The sequence below is a fragment of the Rhodohalobacter sp. SW132 genome (assembly GCF_003390325.1).
Classification (GTDB): Bacteria; Bacteroidota; Rhodothermia; order Balneolales; family Balneolaceae; genus SW132.
Genome location: NZ_QUOK01000011.1, coordinates 89,943 through 114,652 on the forward strand (window position 1 = coordinate 89,943; position 24,710 = coordinate 114,652).

Sequence of the window (24,710 nt, forward strand, 5' to 3'; positions counted from 1 at the left end):
CAAAAATGGTTCGGTTAGTGTGTTCGATTTTCTTTTCTGTAGGTATAAAGAAAGTCATACACCCGATCTCCACTAAAAATTTTACTTTTTGGTAATATTTTTTCCAGAAGGGCGAATTAAGAGCCTTTAAGCGCTCTAAACGGAAGAAAAAAATATTTAGAAAAGAAGACTAAAACCAGATAAGGAAGAAAATGGGAAGAGTATATTGTCAAATCAGCCAGTAAGTGAAACCTCTAAATTCTCTTTGAGAGTAGAAATAGCACGGTACATATAGTTATATACACTCTCTATCTTTACCCCCATGATTTCGCCGATTTCATCATTGGAAAGACCACTGTAGAACTTAAGAAAAGCTACCTCTTTTTGGTGACCATTTAAGTTATCAAAAGCCTTCTGTAGGTTTTCTTTTGTTTCTCTATTCATCTCTTCTGTGATCAGCAGCTGCTCTGTGTTTAACAAGTCTTCGTTGGGCGTCTCAGAAAAATACAATTCATCTCTTTTTTGCCATGTTTGTAATATTTCTACTTGCCTGAAAAGAGTTCTGCGGAACGAAGTGTATAGATAAGATCTTACATTTCCGATTTCTGATAATCTCTCTCGTTTATCCCAAATCGTGAAAAACAGTTCCTGGATACTATCTTTAACCAGCTGTTTGCGGGGAACTAACCGTAATCCATAATTTAAAAGAGGTTTGTAATATTTCCTGAACAAAGCTGAAAACGCGTCACAGCTGTCATCGTGAATAACCCGCTTCCATAAATTGATATCCTCTAAAAAATTGTTTTTACTCATATCGTTATCCCATAGGCTCAATAAAAGCGCTTTTTTACCTTAGAAAAAATATTCTTCTAATCGTACTGTTTTGAAAATAACCCCAATGTTATTTACAATTATTTTAAGTGTTAAATGCACACTCAATAAGCTAAAACAATTATCTTAAATATCAAGGTTTTATTTTCTCCTGCCTTCAGACTCCTCAGAACCGTTTTTTGAGTACTTTTTGAGAGAAATGGGTGTGATTGTTAGTTGTTACTTAAGGCCATTATAATTGGTTTGTGATAGTAAAAACAATGCAAAACAACCCTTATGCAAAATTTTGTAATTACTTTTCGCAAACCTTCATCAAAACCAACTCTTTAATCCAATATGCTGTAGCTAAATAGTTGTAGGTCTTATGTCGAATGACACAACTGTCCAAAAAATTGACTTAGATTTTTTAATCCTCGCAGATTTTCGCAAAGTACCCCGCAGAGTTTCGCTGAGTTGTGGTATTTGGACAGTAGCCTATCAGCGAGGGAATCTTGAGGGTTGAATTTATTTATGGTATAAGATCCGCTTTTATACACCTGAAACGGATGCTTTTGTAAGCTTCAGTATTATTTTGGACAGCTATGGTCGAATGAATACATCCATCATTCAACCCAATAAAAGAAATGAATTACATCAGATGCAGTGTAATAGATGTACGAAATGCCTGGCGAATGCTAAAATCATTCAGCTATGATCCTTGAAACAGAATCGAACCAGGGGATATACGTTTTCCACTGCCTGCAGATCTGTATATTGCTTCAACAACTGCCAGAGACTGGAGACTCTCTTCTCCCGAAACAATTGGTGTTTCGTTTTTTTTCAAAGCATTCACAATTTTATCATATTGCACTTGATGATCAGCTGCTTTCACACCTGAAAGAGGACTCTCAGCCCCTTTTTTGCTTTTCTCTTTTGATTCTGTTTTCCCACCCTTTCGTATCAGCTGAAACTGATCTCCATCCAAGAGAGCAGTTCCTTCGCTTCCATTAATTTCAAGAGAACGAGACTGTGCCGGTACGATCGAAGTAGATGCCTCAAATACTCCAAGTGCACCTGATTCAAATTTCATTACTGCTACTGCATTGTCTTCAGCTTCGATACCGGGATGTGTCAGCTTTTCAGTATAAGCTGAAAGAGTTGTGATTTCTCCCATCATCCATATCAGGAGATCGACTGTATGAATAGCTTGATTAATGACAGCTCCGCCCCCATCCATTTTTAATGTGCCACGCCATCCAGACTCAGAATAGTAGTCCTGATCCCGAAACCATTTTACGGATGCCCGAGCCATTATTGGGGTACCAATTTCTCCAGCAGTAACAGCTTGTTTCATCTGCTGAACTCCATCGATGAACCTGTTTTGATAAATCACGGCCAGCTGTACACCGTTTTGACTGCAGTGCTTTAATAATTCACGTCCCCTTTCAACGGATATTTCTATTGGCTTTTCTATGACCAGATGTTTTCCAGCTTTTGCTGCTAATTTCCCGAAGTCGAGATGGGATCCGCTTGGGGTGCAGATCGTGACCACATCAAGATTGTTATGCGAAAGAAATTCCTCGTAGTCAGCATAAACCGGAACGTTAAACTTTTGTTTAAATAAATTTCGGTTTACCTCACTTCTGCTGCAGGCCGCTACCAGTTCTGCATCATCCAGGTTGTTTATGGCTTCTGCATGAGTGGTGGATATACTCCCGAGCCCTACAATTCCAATGCCTGTTTTTTTTGATTTATTCATTGAAAATGATGACATATTGGCTAAAGACAGATTATTTAGTCTGAATTACAGATGTAAAGGAGATTGTGAAAATTTGATTACTCAACAGTCTGGTCGGAATAGATTTGAAACTGCTGCTCTATTTCTTCTGCTGATATAGTATCGCCGGAAACAATCCAAAATCTGTATCGAAGCTCCAGGGATTCATCCTCATCTAACGAATAGGGTATGAATTCGCCAAATCTGCCGTATTTACGCTCTGACATTTCAGATGGCCCAGGGTTTGAAGTATGACTCATATATGCCACAGTATAGGAATTTTCATCGATTGAATATTGCATAGCATTCCACGGCACATTCTCCCACTCCTCTTCTCCTAATTCCTCATTGGAAGGATAGTGTGACCATTCACCGGGCCTGATGAATTGAGTTTCCTCAGAATGATCAGCCACGTACTGGGCAGCCCTGAACTGCACGCCGGCATGCTGAAGATCACCTGCCAATTCAGCGGGACCTGCAACTGAAGTTAGTTTTGTATGGAAATCAATAAAAAAGCTGTGATCGTTATACCTGAACGCTCGTATATCCCGCGTTTCATTTAACATCACATTGCCGTCATGATCCTTCCAGTGAATCTGTACGATATGCCCTCCAAAAACTGGCCCGGAAATCTCCTCTTCGAACTCTTCGTGTTCACTTCTTTCTCCTTCATTCGCATGCCAGATATCCAGCTGTTTTTCATCAATCCTGAGCTGGTTATAACCAAAAAAGATGCCCCTGTGATGAGGATACAATCCCCCTAAACCTTTAGTAATTAAATCACCGGATACAGGGTCAAATACATGGTGAAATGGTTTCTTGGTTTCCTCTATATTTTCAGTATCAAAGACCGGATGTTCGTATTGAATAAGAGGCTGACCATCATGTTGTAACTGAACCGATTGCTCACCAGTTCTTTGCCAGCTGAATTCAGTATCTGAACAGTTCTGTTCTTTATGGATTGTATATTCGATCGTCTCGCCGGCCGGGAGTGTTGCCTGCCACCATACCCGAACTCCATCACTGGATAATGGTTCGGCCTGTGCGGGGATTAATTCACCGCCAGTCTCAAGGCAAAGCTCTCCGGATGTATCTTCTAACTCAAGGTCCGTATAGACAAGTGCACCTTCCAGGTCATGATTTCCTGCCGTGTATTGAAATGTATGATTTGTATTGTTTCCACAACTGGCACTGAAAAGAACAATAAATAAAACAGTCAGAATAAATCTCATATTTTTGTGATTTTTTTATGCTGATTTGATTAATACTGGAATTGTCTGAAGATTTTCTGACGCACTAAAACCCAATTTAACGGTTCTGATGATACTGCACTATCAGACTACCTATTCATTCGATATGTACTGCTATCAAATCAAAAATTAATTGAGCTGATTTCAGGGAAATATCCCACAGATGACTATCAGAGTACCCTCCCGGAGCTTGTCAACCAATACCCACCCTCCAATTCAGAGGGTTAGAGCATTGTACGCCATGAAATCAAACCAAGTCTGATGGACGTTTTGCGTGGGGTTTCAGACTGGTTAAACCCTCAATTTTAACGGGTTGTCCCGAAGCCGCACTTTTGCGGGCTGCAACACCTGTTAATACAGACATCACACCATCACGGGTTCCGGCAGATTGATGCAGAGGATCTTCCATATCCGGATCTACAAACAATTTATTTAACAGCAACGGGTCTCCTCCCCAGTGGCTACCGCTGGTAAAATCAACCGTAATTTTCTGAGGCTGCTCACCAAGTGGCGTGAGAATCCACTCCTGGTGATTTTGTGGTGTTCCCCATCCCCCTTCTCTGCCCTCAAGCCGACCTTTTGTCCCATTAAAAGCGATCCAGTATCCATCATGGTCTGTATCAGAAGTCAGGGAGTAGTTGAGAAGTGCGTTGTTGGCATATTTGATCAAAGCTGCATGCTTGTCGTGAGAATCGATATTGTGGCGAAACACACAATTATCGCGAATGTATCCATCATAATGTTCGTTTTCGGCATACATTTGCCGCAGGTGATCATTGTCATTAATATTCCAGTGATAATCACACTTTTCAGCATGAGGACAATTTCTGCAATTTGTAGATCTAAATGGACCATTTGATCCAAATATTTCAAGATCATCCTTCGCAAAAACTTCAACCGGATCAGAATCAAGGAACCAATTGATCATATCAAAGTGGTGTGTATTTTTATGCACCCACAATGTCCCTCCCCTTTGGCTTTCACCGTGCCACCGCTGCATATACCGTTTTTGGTGATCATGATCTATATTCCAGTGAAAATCAACGGAACGGATATCACCAATCGCACCATTCATTAACAACTCTTTAACTTTAGACCTGTGCGGAGGATATCGATAATTAAATGTTACATAAATGTCGTTGTCATATTTTTTGTCTGCATCAATGATTTGCTGACATTTATGTTCATCTATGGTCAGCGGTTTTTCGCAGACCACATCCACTCCATGCTCCAGTCCCGTTATAATACACGTGTGATGTTCCCAGTCCCAGGTGGTCACAATAAGGCGATCCGGATCTGTTTTCTCCAGCATTTCGTCTAAATTTGTAAACGTAGGGCAGCCTGCACCAATATATTGATCAGCATACTCGAGCCTGCCCGGATTCGTGTCACAAATTCCCACATGTTCCACATGCTCTCCATAATCCTGTACCAGTGTTCTTCCATACATCGCTACGCCCCGCACCCCTGTACCGACGACAGCTACTTTCATTTTCCCCTCCCTCTTTTTCCTGTTTTTGTTTATTGAAGAAGGTTTTGACAAAACAGGCCCGGCTAATAACGACCCCCCGAGTGCTGTTCCTGCCGTTGATAGAAATCTTTTTCTGGTAAATTTACTTGTATCCATATACTTCCATTTATTTAAACTTTTTATTGTAGCCCAGCGTCAGAATATTCCGTTTACCAACGCAGAGAATGCGATGTAGTTACCGGTCACTTACCTGTAACAAGTAGATGATAATTTTTATAAAAAACAATTTATTTTAACCCTTAAATAAATAACCAAAATATTTCCCTTTTGAATTGGTGTCTGCATTTTTTCGATTCATATATTTACTTCATGACAGCGGGCTTCTTTCCCTAAATTCACTTTAGGAAAACATCTACAAATAGTTGAATTTGAGTATCTTAATCGGTAAAGTCATCTATTTAATACTCGTAAATAAATTGATACATCCATGATTCGAGATTGTAAAAAACTGGAACAGACCTGGCGCTGGTATGGGAACTACGATTCTATTTCTCTGCAGGAGATTGTACAAACCGGAGCGACCGGAATCGTAACGGCTCTTCATCATATTCCGATAGGAGATGTGTGGACAACGGAAGAGATTGAAAAACGAAAAAAAGAGATTGAGGATGCCGGGCTCAGATGGTCCGTTGTTGAAAGCATACCTGTTCATGAAGATATAAAAAGGCAAATCGGGAATTACGAAAACTATATAGAAAACTATAAAGAGAGCTTAAAAAACCTGGGGAAGTGCGGTATAAAGACAGTCTGTTACAATTTTATGCCCGTTCTGGACTGGACCCGAACAGACCTCGAGTATGAGACAGCCGATAAATCTACCGCCCTTCGATTTGAAGAATCTGCACTGGCTGCATTTGATCTTTATATCCTGCAAAGATCTGCGGCAAAATCATCTTATCCCGAACAAGTTATTCAGGAAGCTGAAGCATTTTATAAAAAACTTTCTTCAAAAGATGCTGAGATTCTAACAGACACCATACTTGCCGGTTTACCTGGATCCGAAGAGGGATATAGCCTGGATGAATTCAAAGAGATGCTAAAAAGCTATAAAGGAATCACTGCAAACGATCTTAAAGAACATTTATATCATTTTTTAAAAGAGGTAATTCCTGCTGCCGAGCAGGCTGGCATTAAAATGGCAATTCACCCCGATGATCCCCCATTTCCGCTTTTTGGTCTGCCCAGGGTCGTAAGTACTGAAAGCGATGCCAAATCTCTTCTCGATGTTGTGGACTCAGTCCATAACGGACTCACCTTTTGTACCGGTTCTTACGGAGCGAGAGCTGACAATGATCTGACAGGGATGGTAAAACGCCTGGGTCACAGAATTAACTTCATCCATCTGCGAAGTGTACAACATGAAAGTGGTAAATCCTTTCATGAGGCAAATCATCTTGAAGGGAGTGCGGATATCCCCTCGGTCATGCGTGCAATTATCGAAGAACAATTAAATAGAAAAAAGACAGGGCGCGATGACACTGACATTCCAATGCGTCCGGATCACGGGCATAAAATGCTTGATGACATGAATAAAGAATCGGCTCCAGGATATTCATTAATAGGAAGGCTCCGTGGCCTGGCTGAGTTAAGGGGGCTGGAAACAGGCATCCGTAATACACTGGAAATTCATTAGTCAGTTAACCGTATGAATGAGACCAGATCAATAGTCTATGTTATTTTCTTTTTAGCATGTTTGCTGTTGATCTCTGCCTGTACTACTGAAACTTCAGATTCAACTGAATTAAATGAAACAGGAATGATGGTTGCTCTGCTCGACAGCATAGCCAAAAATGTGAATCCACGCTTAAACGAATATTCAAACCGTAAACGCGTGGAAGTAATACGAGATATACCCAACCCCGACAATCCACAGGAAAATATAGTTTATAAAGGTACACTTGCCCAGGAATTGATTTATAGTGGTCAAACCGAAGAAGCTATAGATATTCTTGAATCACTATTGAACGAACTGGAAAGTGCCACCTATGAGATACAACAAAGGTTTGAGGAAAATATACTCGACCTGATTGCCCTTGCGTATTTACGTCTTGGAGAACAGCAAAACTGCATTTTAAATCACTCATCAGATTCGTGTCTTTTCCCAATACAGGGAGAAGGAGTTCATAGTCTGACCCATGGTTCAGAGATGGCCATTCAGTATTATGAACGTCTTCTTTCAGACTGGCAGCCAGATAATATGGAATATCGGTGGTTGCTGAATATTGCATATATGACTCTTGGGAAACATCCTGATGAAGTGCCCGACAGATGGATTATCCCTGCCGAACGTTTTTCGTCTGATTACACGATTAACAGGTTTCATGATGTTGCTCCCAAAGCCGGGTTAGCTGATGAAATGGGTTTGTCGGGGGGCAGTATAACCGAAGATTTTAATAATAATGGCCTGATCGACATCATGGCATCATCCTGGGGTTTAACCGATCAGCTTCAATATTATGAAAATAATGGGGATGGCACATTTACCAGGAGAACGGATGAAGCCGGGCTAACCGGGCTGACAGGCGGACTAAATATCATTCATGCGGATTACAACAATGATGGATTCGCCGATGTACTTGTATTAAGAGGTGCATGGCTTGGAGAAGCGGGGCATCATCCAAATTCACTGCTCCGTAACAATGGCGACGGCACGTTCACAGATGTCACCGAAAGTTCTGGCATTCTGAGTTTTCACCCGACCCAAACTGCTGTCTGGGCGGATTTTAATAATAATGGCTGGCTGGATTTGTTTATTGGAAATGAATCCGCGGGAAGAAATCAACATCCGGCAGAACTCTACCTGAATAATAAAGACGGGACTTTCAGAAATGCTGCACGGCAGGCCGGGGTCGCCATTACAGGCTACATTAAGGGAGTTACTGCTGGTGATTATACCAATGACGGCTACCAGGATTTATATATCTCAATTCTTGATGGGCCGAATATTTTAATGAAAAATAATGGCCCCAACAGAGAGGGTATTCCCCTGTTTATGAATTTGACGGAACAGGCAGGAGTTCAGGAACCAGAATCGAGTTTTCCCACCTGGTTTTGGGATTATAATAACAATGGATTTCTGGATCTATTTGTATCAGGATATTATGCCTCGCCGGCAGATGTAGCAAGGGAGTACATGAATATGCCGGTTGAAGCTGAAATGCCGCGGCTCTACCGTAACAATGGCGACGGTTCGTTCACCGATGTTACTTCAGAAACCGGGCTTAATAAAGTCATGTATACAATGGGGTCAAATTTTGGAGATCTTGATAACGACGGATACCTTGATTTTTACGCTGGCACAGGAGATCCTGATATGCGTTCACTGATGCCGAACCGTATGTTTCGGAACATTGAAGGATCGTATTTTGGTGAGGTTACAGCCTCCGGAGGATTTGGCCATCTGCAAAAAGGTCACGGCGTATCATTTGCCGACCTCAACAATAACGGCCATCAGGATCTTTTTTCGGTTATTGGCGGTGCATTTGAAGGCGACGTTTATCTGAATAGTCTTTTTGAAAATCCGGGGAATGACAACAACTGGATTACACTCATGTTTGAGGGTGACCAGAGTAACCAATTCGGCGTGGGCAACAGAATACGTATTGAAATTGAGGAAGCAGACTCCATCCGAACCATTCACCGTACCGTGACAACAGGCGGCAGTTTTGGGGCCTCAAGCCTTCAGCTGGAAGTTGGGCTTGGAAAGGCAGAAAAGATCAATATACTTGAAGTCTACTGGCCTGCAAGTGACATTCGGCAGGAGTATTCAGATTTAAAAATGAACCAATTTTACCGAATCAAAGAATCAGGTGAGCAACCAGAGCCCATCATTCGAACTCCATTTGAATTCAGCGGTACTTCCCCCTTTCACCATGAACACTGAAGTTAAAAGTGCAGTTCTTTTCAGGCGAATCATTTCGCTACATTCTCACAAAACGCGTAAGAAAAGCCAGTTATCAGATCGCAAAGTAAAAAACACTATCTGCTTAATTCATACGCTCTTGTCGTTAGATAATACTTTGTAAGCAAATTTGTTCTCTCCCATTCCGGAAGACTTCCATCAACCAGCGCATCAAGATATCTTTCCGTTACTCTTGTAAAGTGTTCTTCATGCGTTTCGCTCAGCTCATCTGGTATCGTAATCTTGTATCCAAGTTCTGTGTTTTCATACCCCAGTCCCGGGTACGACTCATTTAGATCTTCCAGAACAGAGTTCAGTGTGGATTCGAAATTATCCATATCAGCATTTTCTGTTGGTTCAACATAAAGTGTTGCAGTAAAGTCCTGATCAATATCCTGGCGGATCACCAGGTCAGCCAGTGAGCCTCTTAGAACAGAAAAGTGGGTGTCGCCTCCATCGGGGTTCGTAAATCCCCACTGGGCCGAGACTTTACCATACACTCCCCGTACCCGAAAGACAAATTCTCCATTCGCAGTTACTGTCAAGACATCATCTTCAACGTCTTGCATTAAATAATCAGGAAATGACTCCTCAGTTGTGATCTGTTCAAATTGGGATTGAGTGAGATCGGTATCCCAGGTTCTCGCATTTACGACCTCGACACCATCATCTTCATTCTCATAATCAATAGGTTCTTCCGGGAAAAGCTGCCACATAATCAGATCAACAAGATGTGTTGAAACATCCACGATCGATTCTCCCTGTTGTTCCACATCAAAAAACCAGGCGGGTCGAATCAGTGTTTCGCCTGCTACGGTTTTGTAAAAAAAGTGAACACTTTCTTTCGTGATTGCAGGCTCTTCTGCTGTACCGGGATTCAATTCACCAAACAGCTCAGTCTTCTGAGCAAGCTCTTTCTGGAGAATACTGGTAATTTCATGCCGTTCGGTCATCATATCATTCACAAGAAGCCCTTGTTCATCTGCATTTTCAAGAGTCTCTTTTAACACAGAGAACTGCTCCGGTTTGATGATCATGGGCTTGTCTGAAAGCACATTTATACCATTCTCCACAGCATTGTTTATATATTCGATTTTACGTGCATTATTCCCGGCAACAACCATCACATTCCCCGGTTTTTCATCGAGCATTCGGCTCAGGTAATCATCACCACGATACACCTCAGGCTGCCAATTAGTGGGATTTGATTCCCGGGAGTTAAACTGTTCAACCATAGACAGGTATGAATCAACCTCATCGCCATCGGGTGCATAAACATGAACCACAGGATCAACCTGAGTGTAATTATGCATATGAATTAAACCGGCATGAAAATGACCCGGGTTCATGTTTATGATTTTCACCTCATTTTCAGCCCCCGAAAATTCTGTGGATGTAGATTCCATAGTAGAAGTTTCTGTATCACATGAAAAGAGAATCAGGCAGAAAGCCATTAATAATACTATTAAGTATTTCATTTTAATGATGTAAGAAATTACAGGTTAATTTTCCGGAATATAATAAAATTAATATCGATCCCGATTCGGCCGGAGTGTATAAACTATCAAGGTTTTTGACGTCAACTACTGTTATCAGCTAGTTATCGCGTAACCAGTCCTGGTATTTGTGATGCTTTATAGGGATATCGCTGCGGCCGCGAAAGCATTGCATTTGCTTCATCATCATTTTTGAACTTTTCATTAATCGGATCCCAATAAAGCTTACGGGGCAACTTCATTGCGATATGTGATATTAGACAAGCCGTTGTTGAACGATGAGAAACTTCAGCCGGAGCCGAGGTTGCTGTTGTTTGTTCGCGTATACATCGCAGCCAGTTGTGATGGTGAGTTTCATCTGGCTTTCCACTTATGCGAAATGCATCCGGCCCGAGTTCAGAAAGCAGGTTAGGTGAACTTGCCTGAAGCGGCCCGTCTTCAACCGTATCGGAGTCTGGATCACTGGCGGTTACTCCGCTGCCACGGGTAACAAAGATCCATCCTTCATCTCCTTTAAAACGAATTCCGTTTGGAAAAACTTCTGGATCAGAGACTATCATGTTTACTCCGTTTTTATAGGTTGCTTCAACTCTGAAGTCACCATGCACATCCCACAATCCATCATAATTCGGTTCATCTGGTGGAAATACGGCTTCCGCTTCTACTTCAATCGGCCCGGTATACTCCGTACCCATGCCCCAGTGGGCAATATCAAGATGATGGGCACCCCACCCGGTAATCATACCAGCAGAATAGTTTTCGCAGCGTAACCATCCCGGCCGGCCCACAATTCCAGCCTCAGAATGAACTCTGTCTTCCGTGTAAGGAACATAGGGAGTTGTACCCAGCCACGCATCGTAATCCAGTCCTTCCGGAACAGGTTGTGGTTCAGGATTTCCTCCCGGCGGATCGTAAGGAAGCCCAATCTCTATTGTCTGAAGGTTTCCAACCCGACCATTTCGCACCAACTCGCATGCTCTTTTAAAATGCGGCCACGGATTGGTTGCGCGCTGCTGACTTCCAATCTGAAAGATGGTTCCCGTTCGCTGGAGAATATCTGTCATCAGACGCCCCTCTTCAACCGTAAGAGAATGAGGTTTTTGCAGGTAGATATGCTTTCCTGCTAAAGCCGCTTCAATCGTTGGCAGAATATGCGCATGATCCGGAGTACTTATGATTACTGCATCTATATCTGTTTCTTCCTCAAGCATTTCACGATAATTCTGATATGTATTTACCTCTACATAATCATCCGGACGCTGCACATCTTCACTATTATAAAATTCCTTTGCCCATTCATTGGCTCCATTTACACGATTAAGGTCAACATCACACGCTGCAATCAATCGTGTACCCGGATCACTTAAAACCCCTGGCAAGTCATGGCCTACTGCTATCCTGCCCCATCCAATCTGAGCAATATTGATATTATTACTGGGAGCTCTTTTACCTATAACTGATGAGGGTATAATCGTTGGAGCCATAAAAAGACCCGTCGCTCCAAATATTGACGTTTTCAAATATTCACGTCTTGTCATTCCATTATTTTTGTTCTTTTTACTCATTGTGTCTGTTGTTATATATTTTTGTTGAAATTATTGATTGACTCCATTCACAACCCATTGAATGCCACCCAGGATGTGCTCGACAAAAACCGGATCCGAATACTGTTCCGGACGATGTCCTAAAGTTGTGTACCACTGCCGCCCTCCGTCAAACTCCTGATACCAGGCTATTGGAAAACTTTCACCAAAAAGGTTCCCGGGAAAATCCTGTTTTCCCTCATCATCTACTGTATTCATATCTGCTGAAAGCAAAACCTTTAATGCAGGATTAAGCTCTTTCAGATAATAACATTCATCGTTTTCAATTTCCCATCGATCGGGCAAGTGCGACGTTGATGGGTGTGCCCGATTAACCACATCTACAGTGAAATCCTGTTGGGGTGCATGCCGTTCAAAGTTCCCGCCCACAAGCTGAGAAAACCATGGCCAGTCTCTTTCTGATCCGCTTGCAGAATGAATTGCCACAAATCCGCCTCCATTCTGTATGTAATTTTTCAAAGCCTGACGCTGGCTTTCTGTATCAAAGATCTCGTTGTTTGTATTTGAAAATATAAGTGCATTGTACTGACTTAAATTTTCATCCGTAAAAAGCGCCGGATCTTCTGAAGCGACAACCTCAAATCCGTTCTCTTCCCCAAGCTTTTCAATAGCCTGAATACTGTATGGGATATTATCGTGCACATATCCATCGCCGTTCTTTGTATAGAGTAATACTTTAGCTCCTGCAAGACTTGTATTCTGAACCTCAACTCGTGGTGGATTTGCATAGTTTTTCCAAAACAGCTCTGCATCTGTCGAATCAATCGTCCCATCATATACGAGCATTCTGTATTTCAGTGAATAGGATCTACCGGATTTTAATTCGAAATCACGATCCTGGGCCGGATTAAAGTTGATATATACATTCTCCTCTCCGTTATTTGTTCCAACCGGCCAGATGCGCAATTGCTCGGGGTAATTAAAATTTGACGGATTGGTCATAAATAAAATTCCGGATTTCCCCTCCTCAACATCAGAAATACCATTTACATCCAGCCAGCGAGCCCTGGTCGCATTGGCATTACTTTTATCAAATCCTTCAGAAGATAATAGAGTGGCGTTGTTATCATTCCATTTTTCCGTAGCCCGCAAACTGAATCCCTGGTATCGATATTCTTTAATGGTCAGCGGTTCATTTGTTGCAGGATTAAGTGTGGAGGCAAAATCGATAAGCCATACGTCCTCTTCTGATCCCACATTCCATACGTTAATTTCCCACTGTTCATTGAGGGCTGTTTTTTCCTCTGATGGACCTGTAAAATCAATATGATTGTGAAGTGCCCTGAATCCTCCGTATACATTTCCATGTTTCTTTTCAGTTACAGCTTCTGCACGGACTGTACCCTGGCCACTGCCAAGATTCCAGAAATCCACCTCTCTTCCTTCAAATTCTGTACGTGTCCATGGATTCCATATTCCATAATGGTGATAGTGATCAGGCGGTTGAATCCGGCTCAATACCTCACCCCCCGGTGACCAGATCGGATGTATATACCCTCCGCGTTTGAAAATTTCATCCACGCCTTCTGGTACATCTTTTAAAGCGTATCTATAGTTCAGAACCTTTTTTTCACCTATAGAAATCAGCAAGCTTTCGCCATCATCTTCAACTTTTACACCCGGGTCATCAGAAGATGATTGAGTATTCTCCTCTACCCGCAGTACAAAATTCCGTACGGATCCCGGTTTTGTTTCCCCACTTAAAATCCAGGTTAACTGATCAGGATTTCCGGGTTTTAACTGAGACTGCACAGGGTTTTCTTTACCATCGGTAGTTTCATAAAGCTGTAATTCGCCTTCATGTTGCTTCAAGGTGATTCCTTCAAGTACAGCGGAAACCGGGGTATTCAGATATGTTGATTTATCGGCATATACGGAAATTTCAGCAATCGAAGTTGATTGTGCATACAGATTGCTTACAGAACCAACAATTAAAAACACATAGACAAAAACTGTCCGGACAAATAATGATACATATTGAATTTCATTTTTTTTCATAACCCATTTTCCTGTTCAAAATTTTCTGTATAGCGTACTCACATCATAATACTACCTCCAGGATTTATAATCCTGAGAGGCAGTTTATCATGATTTTAATAGGTCGTTAGACTTTGATTCAATTAATAACCAGGGTTTTGTGCATATGGTGTTGAAGTCCGGTTCATTTGATTGGCAGGAATAGGCCGTAACATATGATGCTCCTGAATATTTGATGCTCCGGAAGTCGGACTGTAGAGTTGTACTCTTTCAACTAACTTCCCGGTACGCTTCAAATCGAGCCACCGTTTTTGTTCGCCATAGAATTCCCGGGCACGTTCATCCAGAATGAAATCAATATCCAGGTCTCCGGCCGTGATTTCCATTTGCCCCCCCAGCCCCGGGTGAGCAGCTCTTCGCCTTACTTCATTAACATAACTCACAGCATCACCAGCCCTTCCATCCATAATCAAAGCCTCTGCAGCATTGAGGTAGGTTTCTGCCAGCCGATAGACGATATAATCGCGTGATCCTTGCTCATGGTTAATTGAAGGACGTTTAAAATCATCTACTTTTTTCAGATTGGGAAACATATTGATATCCCAATACCAGTCGTCATCCTGATTATCAATATTCCAGGTCATAATATTTACACCTGCAAGCCTGTTTTCATAGTCGTTAACATCTTGCTGAGTTAGAAACCGATCGGTTACATAAATTGCCGTATCGCCAACAGCAGCACCATCTGGTATTCCGCTGGTTGTATTATAGTACCACACATCCTGGAATGTTTTTTCGTACCTCGCATCAACATCCAGCGGCCTGAAGTTCTCCATACCAAAAGGTGTAGGTCTGAACCGTATCCACGGGCGCCCATAGCCGGGCTCCAGCGCGCGATCCAGTCCATCATTAAAAACTTCATACCATGGTCTGTAGTGCAAGTGACTCTGATTTCCATTGTTGTTTAATATGGGGTCCTCTGTATACTGTACTGACCATAATACTTCAGCATTTTGTTCATTATCATGGTCAAACACATCTGCAAAATCGTCCAGCAATACATGATCGTAATTATTGATTACGTTATCCGCAAGAGTTGCAGCGCGGGCAAAATCGTCTGATTCCGCAAAATCCTTGTACCCGCGAGTTAACAGTGTTAGTGAAAGCATGTGTTCCGCTGCCGGTTTTGTTGCCCTTCCAAACTCACTTTGAGTATCTGGCAAATGTTGAACGGCAAATTCCAGATCATCTACAATAGCTGCATAAATTGCTGATTCAGGTGTCCGTTCAGCATCTGTCTGAACACCCACTGTTTCTTCAAGGGTTAGGTGAACCGGTCCAAAATGCTGCACCAGGATATAATAAAAATGAGCACGTAAAAACCGCACTTCACCTAATTTAGCATTCAATTCATCTGCAGAAATATCTTCGAGTTGACTTGCCCGATCCACAGCGGCGTTTGTTGTATTAATTGCCTGGTAAAAATTACTCCACAAATGCCAGAAGGGGGAAGATTCGGAGTTCATTTCAGCATCATAATTATTCATATAATGAAATCCGCCATGACCACCATTGGTGATAATATCGGTTCCCATCGCAGTCAGATTCCCTCCTTGTTCGGTTCCGTAATATTCCCGCAAGAGTGAATATGAAGCATTGACAGCATCATCAAATCCTTCCGGAGTATTGTAATGGGCATCTACAGTTACCCCCGATACGACCTCCTCGCTCAACACATCACACGATACAGCAGTGATGAAGATTATGGCGAGTACTGTAACTAAATAGGTAAACTTTTTCATGGGTCAATAACCTCTTCAATTAAAAATTGATATTCATTCCAAATGTAAATAATCGTGTTGCAGGTCCGTTACCGGCACCGATCACACCTCCATAGGATTCGGGGTCAAGACCGCCCTCAAGATTTGAAAATACAAACGGTGAATCGGCATTTACATACACCCTCGCCGATCTGATCCCCAGAGTATTTACAATAGAAGTGGATAAATTATACCCCAACTGAACATTCCGTACTTTCAAAAAGTCACCGGATTGATAACCACGGCTTGAACTGTTGAGTGGAAATTCCCTGGTACCATCGGGTTTCGGTGTATCGTTTGATGGGTTATCAGGTGTCCAGTAATTTACATTCAGGTTGTTATATCTTCCCTGTAAGGTGCTGTTGTTTACAAGAAATTCGTTGTAGATAGTATGTCCAAAACTGCCAAACAGAAAAAAGGAGAAATCAAAATCTCTGTACCGCAGACGATTACCAAACCCAACGCTTAGTGTGGGCATATCGCTTCCCAGTATAACCCGGTCTGCTTCTGTGATACTTCCGCTATCGGTAACATCGCGTAGTTTAATTTCACCCGGACTTCTGCCATACTGTGCTGCCTGATCCGCTTCATCAAGCTGCCAGATTCCAATCATATCATAATCATACCATACCGTTAAGGGTTCTCCGATAAACCATTGGTTTCCAATGTCATCCTCACCGGTACCGAATAAATCTACAATCTCCTCCTTGTTGGCAAATACATTTAGGTTGGACGACCAGCTGAAGTTATTTGTGTTGATATTATTGCTGGTAAGGGTAAATTCAAATCCTCTGTTCCTGGTATCACCAATATTTTCAAGAACGGAATTAAATCCGGAAGTAATGGGAATCACTCTTTCAAGCAACAGGTTCGAAGTATCGGTTTGGTATAATTCAACACTTCCAGCTACACGATCTCCCCAAAATCCAAAATCGAGCCCGAGGTTCATCGTAGCAGACGTTTCCCATTTAAGATCAGGATTTGCAAGTGAGGTTGGACGGTAACCGAATCCTGATGCATCTCCGAACGAATAGGTAGTTCTGCCCAATCCCCCTCTTGTTTGATAGGGATCAATAGCAGTGTTTCCGGTTATTCCATAACTGACTCTGATCCGAAGATCTGAAAACAGATCCTGATCTGCCATGAAAGGTTCATCACTGATTCTCCATCCCAATGCAACGGAAGGGAAAAAGCCCCATTGCTGACCTTCAGAGAGTCTGGAAGATCCATCATATCGCCCGGTAACTGTTAACAGGTACCGGTCCAGAAATCGGTAATTCGCCCGAGCCATGTAGGACATCAGGCCCCATTCTTCAAGATTGCTTCCTAACCCTTCAATGGTTGCACCAGAACCGATGTTGTGATAGCGCTGATGTTCATAAGGAAGTTCGGAAGCGGCCATATTAGAATATTCCGTTCTTGATTCCTGGATACTAAAAAGCCCCGTCAGATCGATAGCATGATTCTCAAAGTTTTCGGAATACGTAAGAATATTTTCGAACGTATACGTCATCTTTCTTTCATGTTCTTTCTCTGCATATGGGGACCCGAATTGCCTTGCACCCGTCAGACTTCCCTGGAATAATCCACGTCTCCAGTCCTGAAAGTCCGGGCCGAAGTTCATTCGATAGCTTAGGTTATCAAGAATATTCAAATCTGCATAAATGTTGCTGAAAATCCTGATTCTTTCTCTTTCATCTATATACGAATCACCTTCCAGGTCTGCCAGGGGATTAAAAATCAGAGGATCAGCTCCGGGACGATAGATCAGATTACCTTCGCTGTCAAAGGGTTCAGCAAGCGGATTTGTTGCCAAAGCACCTCCATATGGATTTGACCCCCAGTTTTGAACCTGGTTGGAGAGCTGTGTTGATGTACCAATTCTCAATCTGTCAGACACTGTGTGATCCAGATTTACTCTGAATGTAGTGCGGTTAAAATCCTGGTGTTCAATGACCCCTCTGTCGTAAAAATAGTTTCCTGAGACAGCAAACTGTGTGCTTTCATTTCCACCCTGAATACCAATTTGATGATTTTGCTGAATACCCGTTCCTAAAAGTAAATCAACCCAATCCGTCGAAACACCCCGTTCAAACGCTTCCCTTTCAGCAGAGGTAAAATCGCGGCCTGCTGCTTCTTTTAAAGCACCAAACTCTGCACCACTCATCATATCCGGTCTTCCAAGCTCCTGCCTGAACCCGGTATGACCAGAATAAGAGACCGTTGTCGCGTGATCACCACCTCTGTTTGTTGTCACCAGTACTACACCGTTCGCACCTCTGGAACCGTAAATTGCAGTGGCTGAAGCATCTTTTAAGATTTCCATTGACTCTATATCACGTGGATTTATATCGCTGATATTTCCTTCAAGAGGAATTCCATCTACCACGTATAAAGGCTCGTTCGAAGCGGTCAGTGAACGCCGGCCCCTGACTCTGATCGTAACACCCTGCCCGGGCCGGTTACCTGATGAGAGTGCCACAACGCCTGCAGCTCTTCCCTGAAGCGCCTGCCCTGCATCTGTTAACGGGGCTTCCTGGATATCTCTGCTGGATATTGAAGAAACAGAACCCGTTATATCCCGTCGCTCTACGGCACCATACCCAACAACTACAAGTTCATCACCAACAATTGCCTGGGATGTGAGTGTTATATCAATATTAGATCTTCCGTTGATTGGCTCTTCCAGTGTTTCATATCCGATATAAGAAAAAACAAGCGTATCGTTTTGAGAAGGAGCTACGACTGAAAACTCACCATTTATGCTGGTTGAAGTTCCCTGGTCGGTGCCTTTTACCAAAACAGTAACTCCTGGAAGCGCTTCCCCGTCATCAGAAGAAAAAACGGTTCCAGTTACGGTATGATCCTGTGCGTATCCAAAATCGTAAATTCCTGTAATAATCATTCCATTCACAAGTATGCAAATGAAAATCATTTTTAATTTTATAGTAGCCATATTCCATTCATCCTTTTTTCATTTATAGTTCCAAATTAAGTGGCAACTGATTACTCAGATAAAGCTTTAATGAAATAAACAGTTTTTTTGGCAGACAGAACAAACGTTTGCATTGTGTTGTTAAATAATGAAACTTCGGCTGAAATAACAATTTTTTTTAAATTTCTGTTAAAATTTGTTCATTCTAATTAAAATTTTAACAGCAATGGTCTTCATTATTTGGATCACTTTTATGGATATTCATATATGAAAAAGAAAACAACATTAGCAGATATTGCTAAAAAACTGGATGTAACCACTTCCACTGTATCAAGAGCACTTAAAAATCATCCAAAAATCAGTGATGCCACAAAAAAGGCTGTAGGCGAGCTCGTAGAAAAAATGAATTACCAGCCGAATAATATTGCAGCGGCACTTCAAAGCGGGAAAAGTAATATTATCGGAGTAATTGTTCCCACATCGGACCGCCAGTTTTTTGCTTCTGTAATCCGCGGGATTGAGGAGGTTGTCAGAAAAAAAGGATACAATCTTATTATTTGCCAGTCTGATGAGCAGACTAACAAAGAAGAAAAAATAATTGACACGCTTTTACGGGTTCAGGTTGATGGCATCATAGCTTCTGTTTCCAAAGAAACCACTCATTACTCCTACTTTGAAAAAATCATTCAGCAAAATGTACCTCTCATACTTTATGACAGAGTAGGTGAAAAAATTAATACCAATACAGTAATTAGTAATGATTATCGGGGTGCGTATAAAGCCGTATCTCACCTTATTGACCAAGGTTGCAGCAGAATTGCTCATTTTTCAGGGCTAAAACATATCAAAATTTATCAGGAAAGGCTGAATGGGTACCTGGATGCCCTAAAACATCATCAGCTGCCCGTTGATGAAAACCTGATAATTGAAAGCGATTTAATAGGTGATACAGAAATCATTCTTGATGCAGGTTCTGAAATGACAACACATCTGTTCGAGAGTGAAAATCCGCCGGATGGAATTTTTTCGTCTAGTGATTTTGCTGCCATGGGTGCAATTCAGACACTCAAATCAAAATCTATTCTTATTCCGGATGAAGTTGCAATAGCAGGTTACAGCAATGACTTTTCTGCTTCAATTATTGACCCAGGACTTACTTCTGTGGATCAACACACCAAAAACATGGGAAATAACGCAGCTAATCTATTTTTAGATCAGATCAACAATAAGAATGAAACAAACGAATACAAACAAATTGAAATTGAACCGACGCTAATCATTCGTGCATCATCTTCCGTAAAACCCTCAGAAAAAAAAGAGGCAAGCTCCTCTTCCTTTTAACCTGAGTTCTATTTAATCATCCCGGTCTTGCAAGGTCGTTAAATATTCCACGATATCACGAAGTTCACTTCTGGTGAGCAGATCGCCCATTGCGGGCATTCCTGAACGCGAGTTTACGCGTTCCGCTATATTTTCCTTCTCAATGATCCACTCCTCCTCCCTGCTTGTAACGGTAACGTGCGTATCTGATTCTGCACTCAACATTCCGCGTATGGTTTCCCCGTTATTTAGTGTGAGAGTGACCGTGCCATAACCGGGTGATATCCGGGCATCGGGATCAACCATCGATCGCAACAAGGTGCTTCGGGATAATCGGCTTCCGGCATCTGTCAGATCCGGACCCACATCACTCCCCTGACCATCAACGACGTGACAGCGAATGCATTGAGCTGCTGCATTTTGGTAAAAAACCTCCCTTCCCTGACTCGCGTCACCCCCGTAAAGCGATTCTCTGTAAACAGCGACAGAATCGTCCCGGTCTTTTTCAGATTGATAGATACGAAGGCGTTCCTGTATCGAATCTGATTTCACGGCTTCAGCAGCAAGCACCAAATCGAGTTCAATTTCATTATCCAGCTCATTCTGCATAAGGAGATCCATCTGCTGATTTAATATTTCATAGGATGAAGGATCATCGATATCGCCCAGTATTCGTAAAGCCGACTGTTTTTCTTCAATAGTCCCATTCGACAGTACCATTTCACTGATTAGCACCATATTCTCTGCTGGTAAATTCAGATCCGGTACCAGCCTTAGAGCATTCCTGCGTACACTTGTATCTTCATCTTCCATAGCAACAAACAGAACTTCATCTATTCCCTCGTACTCCATATCCACAAGAGTACGCAGCGAAGCAATCCGGACATCCGCGGACGAATCCTCTTCTATAAGTTGTAAAATATCAGGTATAGCCTGAGTTAAATTAAGATCACCCGCGGTTTGCAGGCCGGCAATTTTCACAGCGCTGCTTTCGTCTGACAAAATTTGTGCCATGATTAGCCCTGCAGCATTGCGCGCTATTTCCGGATCATTCTGGATCTCGCCCCTCGGATCTCCGGTCACACGGTCCAGAACTGATGGCTCCGGCCAGACCGCAAGCGTCTGCAGCGCTTCAATTTTCAATCCTTCCGGAATATCATCCCTCACAGCAAAAGCAGCCAGCCTGTGTGCGCCCTCCGGTGAACCACGGTAGAGTGTTGCATTAATCGCCCGCCGCATCAGCGGCTCATTCAGAAATCGATCTTGTTCAAGCAGTTTTGAGAGTTCTTCAAGCCCCTCCTCTATCATCGTATCATCATTTATAGCCCGCGCTGCATTTGTTACAATAAATTCATCCTCATCTTCCAGGAATTGAACCACACCGGGACTTTCAAGCCGGGTCAAAGCTACAAGAGCCGCAATCCGGACAGCCCGTGATGAATGGCCTGCAAGTTCTGTCAGTGCATTTTCGTCGCCAATCCGCTCCAGTGCGATGGCGCCCCCATGACGCAGATATATATCTTCATCATTGTTGTCTTCCAGCATCTCGATGATTGGATCCAATGCCGGCCGCCAGGAAATTCTACCTAACGCTTCTGCAGCAAAAAACCGGACCCGTAAATTTTCATCCTGCAGCAGAGGAATCAGGAATTCACCTGCCTGTTCGTATTTCACATCTCCCAAGAGTTTAGCGGCCTGAGCTCTGATTTCAGAATCGGCATCATCCAGGTATGATATTAACGGTTCTGCTACATCGGGTGACTGACGGGAAATTTGTGCAAGCCCCCAGATTCCATGGATCCGGGCTAATTGATGATCTCTTTGTTCTATGGCATTCTGAAGCGTTTCAGTTTCCGATCTTGCCGCGAGTTCAAACTGTGCCTTTTGCCGGACCCGCATGTCTTCATGTGCCAGCAGCGGGGAGAGTTCTTCTGATGAGAATTCAGCGAAATCTTTACCAAGGAGAGATTTTGTTTCCATCCGGGCAGGGGATTCAGATTCATTTGGTGTATCAAACTTCCAGATCCTGCCTTTTTGTTTAAGTGTCCACCCCTCAATCCAGTCTGTAAAATAGATGGCGCCGTCAGGACCAAAATCGAGGCTTGTTGGCAACAGACCTTCCATGATTTGTTGATCTTTTTCCAACTCAAAAGAGGCCCCGCTTTCTTTCAGCGTAAATGCATGAATTCCGGAATTCGCTGGGGATCCAACAAACTTTCCGACAAAAAAATGATCTTTCCACTCTTCATTCAGTGCTGTGCCGGGATTATAAGTCATCCCGGAGGGACCGCTGATGTATCTGTCCAGAGGCGGAAGAAGATGAGCCGCCTGATCTTCAAAACGTGGTTTAAAGTACTCCTCATCCATGAGTACTTTATAATCATTATTTTTGGGATCATTATACTTGCCAAACTGCCAGTTCAGCCGCCAGCCGCTGTCCGATCCGCTGACCAGGTAGACCAGCCGTTCAAACTCTCCGGCATGGTCTCCATCATTATCAATTGTTATAAGGTTTCCGTACTTGTCAAAAACAAACTCGTGTGTATTGCGTAATCCTGCGGCAAATACTTCAAAATTACTGCCATCCGGTTCTGAACGAACAATCACTCCCTGACGCGGATAATGCCACCGTTTCCCCCTCTCGTCTACCACACTCATCCCCACGTCACCAATTGCCCAGTAGAGTCGCCCGTCAGGTCCCGTAGTCAGCCCTGACATTCCATGTCCGCCAAACCCGATATTTGTACCAAATCCATGAACAACAGATACCTTATCATTACCGTAACCATCATCATTTGTGTCGCGGATACGCCACAGGTCCGGCGACACTCCAACAAACAGATCTCCATCAAAAGAAAGCACGGCACCTGCAACATCCGTAATTTCGTCATGGAAATCCCGGATAAACTCTTCCGATCTGTTTGCAAATCCATTCCCTGTTGTGTCTTCAATTCTTAAAACAGACTCCTTGCTCACCTTAAGATCCCGCCAGTCGTGGCTACCGTCTTCATTATGATCTTCCAGCCATTGGTTTTCTTCGCTCTTTTCGGGATCCAGTTTGCGGCGGATAAACTCTCTGCGGTCTTCCACAGTTTCAAGCTCAATCGACTCGATCATCCAGCCACTGTGGCCCCGAATATCAATTTCAGCATTTCTTCGGCGTTCGGTTATGGTTACGTAAACTCTGCCGTCGTCATCAACATGAAGCCCAACCGGGTCGCTTAACAGTTTCTCCGATGCCCATAGTGTTGCTTCAAAACCATCAGCAACGGATACTGCTGACTCTTCCCAAACCTGTTCCGCATACTCAGCCGCCTCCTCATCCGTCACAGAAAGCACAACAAGTTCATGAGGTTCTTCCGTGCAGCCGGGTAAAGAGGTGAATAATAAAATGACGAATGATAATGAGAAAAGTACTCTATACTTCAATTGCTTCACAACCAACAACTCCTTAAGCATGGGATTCATTTTATAATTCGTTTACAGCCCAAAGTATACCATTGGCAACTTTATCAAGAAACTCTTGCTGTTCAAACATTTCATTATTATGGCCTAATGTTGTTGCAAAAATACGGGTACCCTCAAACTCATGGGTCCAGGTAACGGTTTGATACTCTTCCGTTTCCGCACCAAACGTTCTGGCCAGTGGGGTGATATCCCCCCACACCTCTTCAATTACGTATACTTCATCAGCTGGTGTTGTCCATGTTTCAGGAAAATCACGCATGATAGGGTGATCAGGCGCAATATTTTCTACTTCAAATTCCCGCTGGCCTTCATGCCACATCGATTGCAAACCCATAAATTCGAACCATGGGTCGGCCGGTTCTGCATATCGGTAGCTGTGTACAGAGGCATGAATTAATACCGCAGGGGTTCCGAGATGATGTTGCACAAAGTGTGAAACGTATCCAGGATCGTCCACTCGACCAAAACCTGTATTGTGAATAACCAGGTCGTAATCCGCTGCCCAATTCTCTTGCGTCATAAGAGACACATGATGATCGGGTTCACCATCGCCCTCATGAACGACCGTCCACTCAATTCTATCTCCAATCCGTTCATCCATTGCCTGGATCAGAAGTTCTTCCTGGGTCTCATAATCATGCCACCCTCCGCCAGTTACGAGAAGCACCTGGATAGTACCCTCCCCTTCAGGTGAGCAGGCAATCAAACTAAAACCAAAAAAAAGAATGAGAATCGAGCTGGTGAATACCGAGTGTTTGATTGATGTCATGATCTTTAATTTATACAAGTTGAAAATTGGTATAAAGTCCTGAAATTGATTATCAGACAATATATTAAATGTT

At 42.8% G+C, this 24,710-nt stretch carries 14 protein-coding genes; 3 read left to right on the forward strand and 11 right to left on the reverse strand.

Annotated features, from left to right (window positions below):
- Window positions 1-213: 213 nt before the first annotated feature.
- From DYD21_RS17525 to DYD21_RS17540, 4 genes are all read right to left on the reverse strand, one after another.
- Window positions 214-792 carry an RNA polymerase sigma factor gene (locus DYD21_RS17525; protein ID WP_116038303.1) on the reverse strand — a complete coding sequence of 193 codons (579 nt, stop codon included), beginning with the start codon at window positions 790-792 and terminating at the stop codon, window positions 214-216.
- A 706-nt stretch (window positions 793-1,498) separates the two neighbouring features.
- Window positions 1,499-2,548, reverse strand: coding sequence for a Gfo/Idh/MocA family protein (locus tag DYD21_RS17530; RefSeq protein WP_158607354.1), 1,050 nt, complete (start codon window positions 2,546-2,548; stop codon window positions 1,499-1,501).
- 77 nt (window positions 2,549-2,625) lie between these two features.
- Window positions 2,626-3,798: a DUF6807 family protein gene (locus DYD21_RS17535; RefSeq protein WP_116038305.1), complete on the reverse strand. Its 1,173-nt coding sequence runs from the start codon at window positions 3,796-3,798 to the stop codon at window positions 2,626-2,628.
- Window positions 3,799-4,063: 265 nt separating this feature from the next.
- Entirely contained in the window at window positions 4,064-5,308 is a 1,245-nt protein-coding gene (locus DYD21_RS17540) for a Gfo/Idh/MocA family protein (RefSeq protein WP_199535588.1), read from the reverse strand.
- Between the two features lie 466 nt (window positions 5,309-5,774).
- Between DYD21_RS17540 and uxuA the strand changes: the two genes are divergently transcribed.
- On the forward strand, window positions 5,775-6,980 hold the full coding sequence (gene uxuA, locus DYD21_RS17545) for a mannonate dehydratase (RefSeq protein ID WP_116038307.1): 1,206 nt from the start codon (window positions 5,775-5,777) through the stop codon (window positions 6,978-6,980).
- Window positions 6,981-7,103: 123 nt separating this feature from the next.
- Window positions 7,104-9,230 (forward strand): CRTAC1 family protein, encoded by a 2,127-nt coding sequence (locus DYD21_RS17550; protein ID WP_158607355.1) that lies wholly within the window; start codon window positions 7,104-7,106, stop codon window positions 9,228-9,230.
- A 95-nt stretch (window positions 9,231-9,325) separates the two neighbouring features.
- Here DYD21_RS17550 and DYD21_RS17555 read toward each other — a convergent pair whose 3' ends face one another.
- From DYD21_RS17555 to DYD21_RS17575, 5 genes are all read right to left on the reverse strand, one after another.
- Window positions 9,326-10,654: a putative oxidoreductase C-terminal domain-containing protein gene (locus DYD21_RS17555; RefSeq protein ID WP_158607356.1), complete on the reverse strand. Its 1,329-nt coding sequence runs from the start codon at window positions 10,652-10,654 to the stop codon at window positions 9,326-9,328.
- Window positions 10,655-10,848: 194 nt separating this feature from the next.
- Window positions 10,849-12,309, reverse strand: a complete 1,461-nt coding sequence (locus DYD21_RS17560; RefSeq protein ID WP_116038310.1) for a Gfo/Idh/MocA family protein — start codon at window positions 12,307-12,309, stop codon at window positions 10,849-10,851.
- Between the two features lie 30 nt (window positions 12,310-12,339).
- Window positions 12,340-14,346 (reverse strand): ThuA domain-containing protein, encoded by a 2,007-nt coding sequence (locus tag DYD21_RS17565; RefSeq protein ID WP_116038311.1) that lies wholly within the window; start codon window positions 14,344-14,346, stop codon window positions 12,340-12,342.
- 122 nt (window positions 14,347-14,468) lie between these two features.
- A complete protein-coding gene (locus tag DYD21_RS17570) occupies window positions 14,469-16,127 on the reverse strand; it encodes a RagB/SusD family nutrient uptake outer membrane protein (RefSeq protein ID WP_116038312.1) in 1,659 nt (552 codons plus the stop codon).
- Between the two features lie 19 nt (window positions 16,128-16,146).
- Window positions 16,147-19,101 carry a TonB-dependent receptor gene (locus tag DYD21_RS17575; protein ID WP_116038313.1) on the reverse strand — a complete coding sequence of 985 codons (2,955 nt, stop codon included), beginning with the start codon at window positions 19,099-19,101 and terminating at the stop codon, window positions 16,147-16,149.
- 246 nt (window positions 19,102-19,347) lie between these two features.
- On the opposite strand from DYD21_RS17575, the gene DYD21_RS17580 reads away from it, so the two are divergent.
- Complete coding sequence (locus DYD21_RS17580; protein WP_116038372.1) at window positions 19,348-20,421, forward strand: LacI family DNA-binding transcriptional regulator; 1,074 nt, start codon at window positions 19,348-19,350, stop codon at window positions 20,419-20,421.
- Between the two features lie 12 nt (window positions 20,422-20,433).
- Here the strand turns inward: DYD21_RS17580 and DYD21_RS17585 are convergent, their stop codons facing one another.
- On the reverse strand, window positions 20,434-23,868 hold the full coding sequence (locus DYD21_RS17585) for a HEAT repeat domain-containing protein (RefSeq protein WP_116038314.1): 3,435 nt from the start codon (window positions 23,866-23,868) through the stop codon (window positions 20,434-20,436).
- A 1-nt stretch (window position 23,869) separates the two neighbouring features.
- Complete coding sequence (locus DYD21_RS17590; RefSeq protein ID WP_116038315.1) at window positions 23,870-24,637, reverse strand: ThuA domain-containing protein; 768 nt, start codon at window positions 24,635-24,637, stop codon at window positions 23,870-23,872.
- Window positions 24,638-24,710 lie beyond the last annotated feature (73 nt).